Origin of the sequence: Mesorhizobium sp. M1322 (assembly GCF_040318085.1) — a bacterium.
Taxonomy (GTDB): Bacteria; Pseudomonadota; Alphaproteobacteria; order Rhizobiales; family Rhizobiaceae; genus Mesorhizobium.
In genome coordinates this window covers 1-6,416 of record NZ_JAMYLP010000159.1, presented here as the reverse complement: position 1 = coordinate 6,416, position 6,416 = coordinate 1, and the positions used below count along the sequence as shown (strand labels likewise).

The window sequence follows — 6,416 nt, the reverse complement described above, 5'->3', positions numbered from 1 at the left end:
CAATGGCCACCCGAACAGCCAGATCGACGACCTGCTGCCCTGGGCCTACATCCCGGCTCCCGAACTCAGGGCCGTGGCCTGAGAACAGCGCTTACTGATGGTCTGAAGCCTGTCTATCTGCTCCTCAAGGGATCCGACTGGCGAATTCGCGGTTGCGTGCGTCTTTTGCCCAGCACCGGACCCACAATGTTGCGCGACACGTTCCCGGTGCTGCTGGGTGCTGACGTCGTGCCCTCGACCTCCGACATATGGGAGAGCAGTCGTTTCGCGCTCGATCTTCCTCCGTCGGCGCCCAAGGCAGCGGGCGGACTGGCCCAGGCAACCTACGAGCTCTTCGCGGGCATGATCGAGTTCGGCTTGGCCAAGGATCTGACCCGGATAGTAACGGTGACGGACACGCGCATGGAACGGATCCTTCGCCTCGCGACGTGGCCATTGTCGCGCATCGGACAACCCAAGTCCGTCGGCAAAACGGAGGCGGTGGCCGGGTTTCTCGAGATTTCCCGCGCGAGCCTTTTGCGCATCCGCAGCAGGGGATGTCTGAGCGGACCGGTACTGTGGCAACCGGTTCTAGGCCCGTCGGCATTGTGGACACCTGAGCCGTGAAGGATGCTGGTCTGCCCAAGGAAGCGACGGTCGGTCTTGTATGCTGGCCGGACTGGCGTCGTCACGAAGCTTACCACTACGCCAGACGATTGCCACGCACTGCCTGGGCCTGGGAGTTTCTTCGGCGCAATCCACAATTCCAGCGCGACCACGCCAAAATGGCACCGTCCGCCTGCATTGTCGGAGCCCAGGCCGACATGAACATAATCGAGTTGACGACAGGATCATCTTTCCTAAGACAATGGAGCCTCCTTTTTCGCGGACGCGCCACAGTCGGACGCTACGTCGGCAAGGGTCTTTTGGGATCCGCGCGACTGCGCCCGTATTCTACGAGCGGCCGCGGAGCCGGTTGGGCTCGACCACGATTTTGAACCGCTTGATCTCCCTTCGCTCTCATGCTGCAAGGACATCCTGCTGACACCTGCCGGCGTGCAGCACGTGCTGCTGAGGGAGGACTGCCGGAGTCTGCAGATCGCCCTTTCCGGTGCATCCGTTCTCCGCCCGTTGCGGCTATATGTCGACGCGATCGTGCAGCCGCAGCACCTGAAGTTCCATGTCGCTGCCCTTCAGTTCCTGAACGACATCAATGGTTGCGGCCGCCTGGCAGCTGCTTGCTTTCCGCCGGAACCCCGCGGAGCGCGTCTGCGTATCGTGCTCCAGGCTTTGGATGGCTCGCTTGCGGGAGCATCTCATCAGGAGATCGCCATTGCCCTGTTCGGGAGACGCCGTGTCGAAGAAGATTGGTCTCATCCAGGTAGCCATCTTCGCGATCAGGTGCGTCGCGCCATCCAACGTGGCCGCTACCTGATGGGCGGCGGCTATAGACAGTTCCTGATGTAATTCGGGTGACAGCTTGGTGATTGTCTTATTCGAAAACGCGCAGGCATCAATCTCCATTTCTCACTGCTATTGTGCCTTGTACAAGACGTGACACGCGCCTAGTTCTTCCGCTGCGGGAATCGGGTTTGAGTAATACGGACGAAGCACTGAGAACCAACGTTTTCGTGATAGTGCATTCATGCCCCGAGAATCCTGATGACCGTTACGAACCCCGACAAAGCCGGCGCTGACTGAAACGGTCGCTGAACGTGCTCTGTGGCCTGCGCCGCCTGACTCTCGGTTTCGGCTATGCCGACTAACAGCGTATTGATAGGCCATCGCGGGCTAAGCTCTACCGGCGAAAGCCGCGTCAAAGCGGCAGGCAATCAGAACCTGATCGGCGGCGACGATGATTATGATCAACGTGACGAACACGTGAATCATGCCGACGGCGCCGACGTTGCCGATGATGATGATGCCGACCATGCGTCGCTGATGCTGCCTAACTACAGTGCTGTGTGATCATGCCGATCACCGCGTGACCACGAGCGGCGGCGGTTTGTGGTCAGGTGCGTGGCCGGGATGATCGCGCATGGCCGATTGTTCCCTTCGTGCCGCGGGGTGTGGGCTTGCGTTCGGTCATGAGGACGTCAGGCGCAACGAGGAAGTTGGATCAGGGCCCCAAACGCGGCTTATCCATGGGGTGGATGATAGCTATCCCTACAATCAATTATACCAATATTACCGAATACTACTAGAAGATCCCCCAATGAAAGCGGCCGGATGGGTATCCGTCTCGCGTAGGCTGAAGCTGCCGGCAAGAATGGGAAGACGAACATGTGCGGGATTGTTGGCATCGTTGGGCAACAGACGGTGTCGGATCGGTTGGTCGACGCATTGAAGCGTTTGGAATATCGCGGCTATGATTCCGCCGGCGTTGCGACGATCACCGAAGGTGTCTTGCACCGCCGGCGCGCCGAGGGCAAGCTCGTCAATCTCGAGAGGAGACTGAAGGAAGAGCCGCTGAGCGGCAACATCGGCATCGGCCACACGCGTTGGGCAACCCATGGGGCCTCGACGGAACGCAATGCGCACCCCCACTTTGCCGACGGTGTCGCCGTCGTCCATAACGGCATCATCGAGAATTTCACCGAGCTGAAGGACGAATTGGCGGCGGCTGGCGCCGAGTTCCAGACCGACACCGACACCGAGGTCATCGCGCATCTCTTAGCAAGACACCGCCGGGAGGGCATGAGGCGGCAAGAGGCGATGCGTGCCATGCTGAAACGCGTCAGGGGCGCCTATGCGCTTGCCGTCCTCTTCGAAGATGATCCGTCGACCATCATGGCGGCGCGCAACGGACCACCGCTGGCGATCGGTCACGGCGACGGCGAGATGTTCCTGGGCTCCGACGCGATCGCGCTTGCTCCCTTCACCAATGAAATTACCTATCTCATCGAGGGCGACTGGGCCATTGTCGGCAATTCGGGCGCCCATATCTTCGATTTCGACGGCCATCCCGTCGAGCGTCCGCGCCATACCTCCACGGCCGCGGCCGATCTGGCCAGCAAGGGCAATCATCGCCACTTCATGGAGAAGGAAATCTACGAGCAGCCCGAAGTCGTCGCCCATGCTCTCCGTCACTATAGCAACATCATAGAGAATCGCGCCGACATGGTTTCTGGCATCGATTTCGCCAGGATCCCGAGCTTGGCGATCTCGGCCTGCGGGACCGCCTATCTCGCCGGACTGATCGGAAAATACTGGTTCGAGCGCTATGCGCGCCTGACGGTTGAAATCGACGTTGCGTCCGAATTCCGTTACCGCGAGATCCCGTTGTCGCCGCAGTCGGCGGCTCTTTTCATTTCGCAGTCCGGCGAAACCGCCGATACGCTCGCATCGTTGAGGTACTGCAAGGAGCGTGGGCTGAAAATTGGCGCTATCGTCAATGCCTGCGAATCGACCATCGCTCGGGAGGCCGATGCGGTCTTCCCGATCCTTGCCGGACCGGAGATTGGCGTCGCCTCCACCAAGGCGTTTACCTGCCAGCTTGCGGTTCTAGCCGCACTCGCCATCGGCGCCGCCAGAGCCCGCGGGACCGTAACCGAAGACGAGCTGCAGGCGCTCGTCAGGAGCCTCGCCGAAGTGCCGCGCGTCATGGGCCAGGTACTCAACAGCATCCAGCCGGAGATCGAGTTCCTGTCGCGCGAACTGTCAAAGTGTCGTGACGTCCTGTATCTCGGCCGTGGCACCAGTTTCCCGCTAGCGATGGAAGGTGCGCTGAAGCTCAAGGAGATTTCCTACATCCATGCCGAGGGCTATGCGGCGGGTGAATTGAAGCACGGTCCGATCGCATTGATCGACGACAACATGCCAGTGATCGTCATCGCGCCCCATGATCGCTTTTTCGACAAGACCGTCTCCAACATGCAGGAAGTGGCTGCCCGTGGAGGGCGGATTATCCTCATCACCGATGAAAAAGGGGCAGCCGCATCGAAACTCAACACCATGCACACGCTCGTGTTGCCGGCTGTCGACGAGATTATCGCGCCGATGATCTTCTCGCTGCCGATACAGCTTCTTGCCTACCACACGGCGCTCTTCATGGGCACAGACGTAGACCAGCCGCGCAATCTCGCAAAATCGGTCACGGTCGAGTGATTGTGAACCTTTATAGGTAGCGATGCTTGTCCATCTTCGCTGCATCGGCGGTGGAAATTGGTCGAAGGTATCAGCGTCCGCGAGGCTGGGTGGACGGTGCCGCGAATAGCCACTGGAGGCGTCAGTGAGAGTTCGAGTTGCTGTTCAAGAAAGCCATCGGGGAGAATGAGTCGTGTAGGATCGCAGGTCGAATGCGCTACAGCCGATCAGGCCATCTCATGGCGGGCAGGTTCTTAGAACTTGATCAGTAGCAGGTGAGCCGCCATATTCCGACCCGGCTGCCAATTTCAAGTGGCCCATTCCATGGATGAGGCCGGTCCGGCCGAATGGACGTCCATTTTTTTGATTTGCTGGGTGTGCGCCAGGGTCGGGGAGGAAATCTCCCGATTTGTCAGGCGCTCCCATCTTCTTGGAGATGTTTATGAAGGATTCGCGCATTCCCGAGCCAGTCTTGACGGCTATGTCGCAGGGGACCCACATCATCCGCGCTTATCGTGAGCACCTTGGGTATTCAATCGAGGACCTCGCGGTCGCGTGCGGGCTTGCCGCTCAGGAAATCCAAAACATCGAGCGGGGTCTAAAGTACAATAAGGGCTATCGGAATCGGATAGCGAGATCGCTGTCCATACCTGTGGGAATTCTTGAGGCAGAGTCGGACATATCGGACGCCGCCTGATCAGTCGGATAATCTGCAATGGGTGGAAGACCGCTCTTGTGATGTGACGTTTGCGGCTGATAGTCGTCGCTTGATTCCGTTGGACGCGAATGCCTTCTGGCGCAGTACCGCCAAGAGAATTCTCGTCCACTGTCCGAGTCAGGAACTGCACACGGGCTCGCCGAACAGGAAGTTGGAACGCTTCGTCATGCTGTCTTAGGCGATATAGCCGCCCGGAGTGCTGCGACACGTGCACGATAGCATTGGCTCGCGAGGATGGATTGCTAACGGCGAACCCATGCTGGTCGGCAAGGCGATACTGGCTGGAGCATCAACTCGGCCGACGAGAGTGGCCCCCCATCCTAGGCAGGATCGGCCGACATGGCCGGCATCGCGAGCCGCTCTGAAAAGAGCACAGCGGGCATCCAGACGCTGCCGGGTTGACTATGGGTGTCGGAACGGCAAAAAGGGGCCGCTCTTCATGAGTGGCGTGCGCCGGCAGTCTAACCCCAAGCCCCCCGCCAGGCTGCCGGCGCGCTTCTAGCCGCCTTGATGCACGGCGATAAGCTTTTGACGGCCTGAAGCGACGTTGTGGTCGCCGTTGCGGTGCTTTTCCACGCGCCTCGTCAGGCGCCGGGATTGCTCCGTCGTGATGGCAGGCGGGGGTTTGCAGGTTGCGGTCGACGGGTTCGTTTCGGGGCGTCTGCCCCCATCGTTATGTCGCGAGTTGGGGGATGCGATCGAGGACGATGCGCAGGATGCGCTGGTCGGGGCACGATGTCGGCAGGTGCAGGCGGATTTGCGATTTCATCTCGACCACCCGCGCAGCGATTTTGATGAGGCGCAATCGCAGCGTGTCGAATTGGGCGACGGCAAAGCTCGAGCGCCTCGGCATCGCGGCCCGCAAGCCCACATCAACCAGTAAGCACCGGCATGCAGGAATAGCCGGAACTGGTTGGCCGTCGCTCTGGTGCAGGATGTGCGGTCGGCGGCAAGATGCGTCTTCCACGACTTGATGTGGTTCTCGGCCGCGCCGCGCCGGCAGTAGACATCCTCGTAGAGCGCCTTGGCCTTCCCACCGGCAAGGTTGGTGACGACGAAGCGGATATCGCCACCTTGGGCGCCGACCTCGACCCGCGCGATGATGCGTTCGACGCGGCTCCAACTAGCGGCGCCGTCAACGAACTCCTTGAACCTGCGGACCTTGCCTGTCTTGGCCGACGCTTCGAAGCGCGCCGTCGTGCTGGCCTCCAGATCCGCGACATGCTTGCGCAGGGTCGTGGTGGGCGCGAGGCCAAAGATGAAGTCGACGTCGTTGGCGCGGCACCAGTCGATGACCTGCGGGTTGCAATAATGGCTATCGCCGCGGAGCAGGATTCGAATGTTCGGCCAGTTGATCCGGATCGCCCGCACCAGACGGCGCAGGTGGGGGCGGATCTCAGCCCCACTCGGCCGCTTGGCCGGTCGCAGGATCGCGCTGACGAACCGTCCCGCACCATCGAACACGACGATCGGCTGGAAGCCGTACTCGTCATGGTGGGCATTGAACAGGCGAAGCTGTTGGCCTCCGTGCACAGCGTCGAAGGTGTCGTCAATGTCGAGTACGATCCGCTTCGGCACCTGCCGGAACGAGGCGCAATAGAGATCGACCATCGCCCGTCCCATCGCGACCAGC

Annotated in this window: 6 protein-coding genes and 1 pseudogene; 5 read left to right on the top strand and 2 right to left on the bottom strand. The window is 60.5% G+C overall.

What is annotated here, in order from left to right; all coding sequences use genetic code 11:
• From NKH12_RS29535 to NKH12_RS29525, 3 genes are all read left to right on the top strand, one after another.
• A partial coding sequence (locus NKH12_RS29535) for an acyl-homoserine-lactone synthase (protein ID WP_352956352.1) occupies window positions 1-606 on the top strand: 606 nt, incomplete at its 5' end.
• Window positions 603-977, top strand: a complete 375-nt coding sequence (locus tag NKH12_RS29530; RefSeq protein WP_352508062.1) for a transcriptional regulator domain-containing protein — start codon at window positions 603-605, stop codon at window positions 975-977. The genes NKH12_RS29535 and NKH12_RS29530, both read left to right, overlap by 4 nt.
• A gap of 58 nt (window positions 978-1,035) precedes the next feature.
• A complete protein-coding gene (locus NKH12_RS29525; RefSeq protein ID WP_084643024.1) occupies window positions 1,036-1,446 on the top strand; it encodes a DNA -binding domain-containing protein in 411 nt (136 codons plus the stop codon).
• 324 nt (window positions 1,447-1,770) lie between these two features.
• On the opposite strand, the gene NKH12_RS29520 is transcribed toward NKH12_RS29525, so the two are convergent.
• Window positions 1,771-1,911 (bottom strand): hypothetical protein, encoded by a 141-nt coding sequence (locus tag NKH12_RS29520; protein WP_352956351.1) that lies wholly within the window; start codon window positions 1,909-1,911, stop codon window positions 1,771-1,773.
• 351 nt (window positions 1,912-2,262) lie between these two features.
• On the opposite strand from NKH12_RS29520, the gene glmS reads away from it, so the two are divergent.
• Complete coding sequence (gene glmS / locus NKH12_RS29515) at window positions 2,263-4,086, top strand: glutamine--fructose-6-phosphate transaminase (isomerizing) (RefSeq protein ID WP_352956350.1); 1,824 nt, start codon at window positions 2,263-2,265, stop codon at window positions 4,084-4,086.
• A 415-nt stretch (window positions 4,087-4,501) separates the two neighbouring features.
• On the top strand, window positions 4,502-4,762 hold the full coding sequence (locus tag NKH12_RS29510; RefSeq protein WP_352496595.1) for a helix-turn-helix domain-containing protein: 261 nt from the start codon (window positions 4,502-4,504) through the stop codon (window positions 4,760-4,762).
• A 694-nt stretch (window positions 4,763-5,456) separates the two neighbouring features.
• Here the strand turns inward: NKH12_RS29510 and NKH12_RS29505 are convergent.
• Window positions 5,457-6,416: pseudogene (locus NKH12_RS29505) on the bottom strand (IS1380 family transposase); the annotation flags it as partial.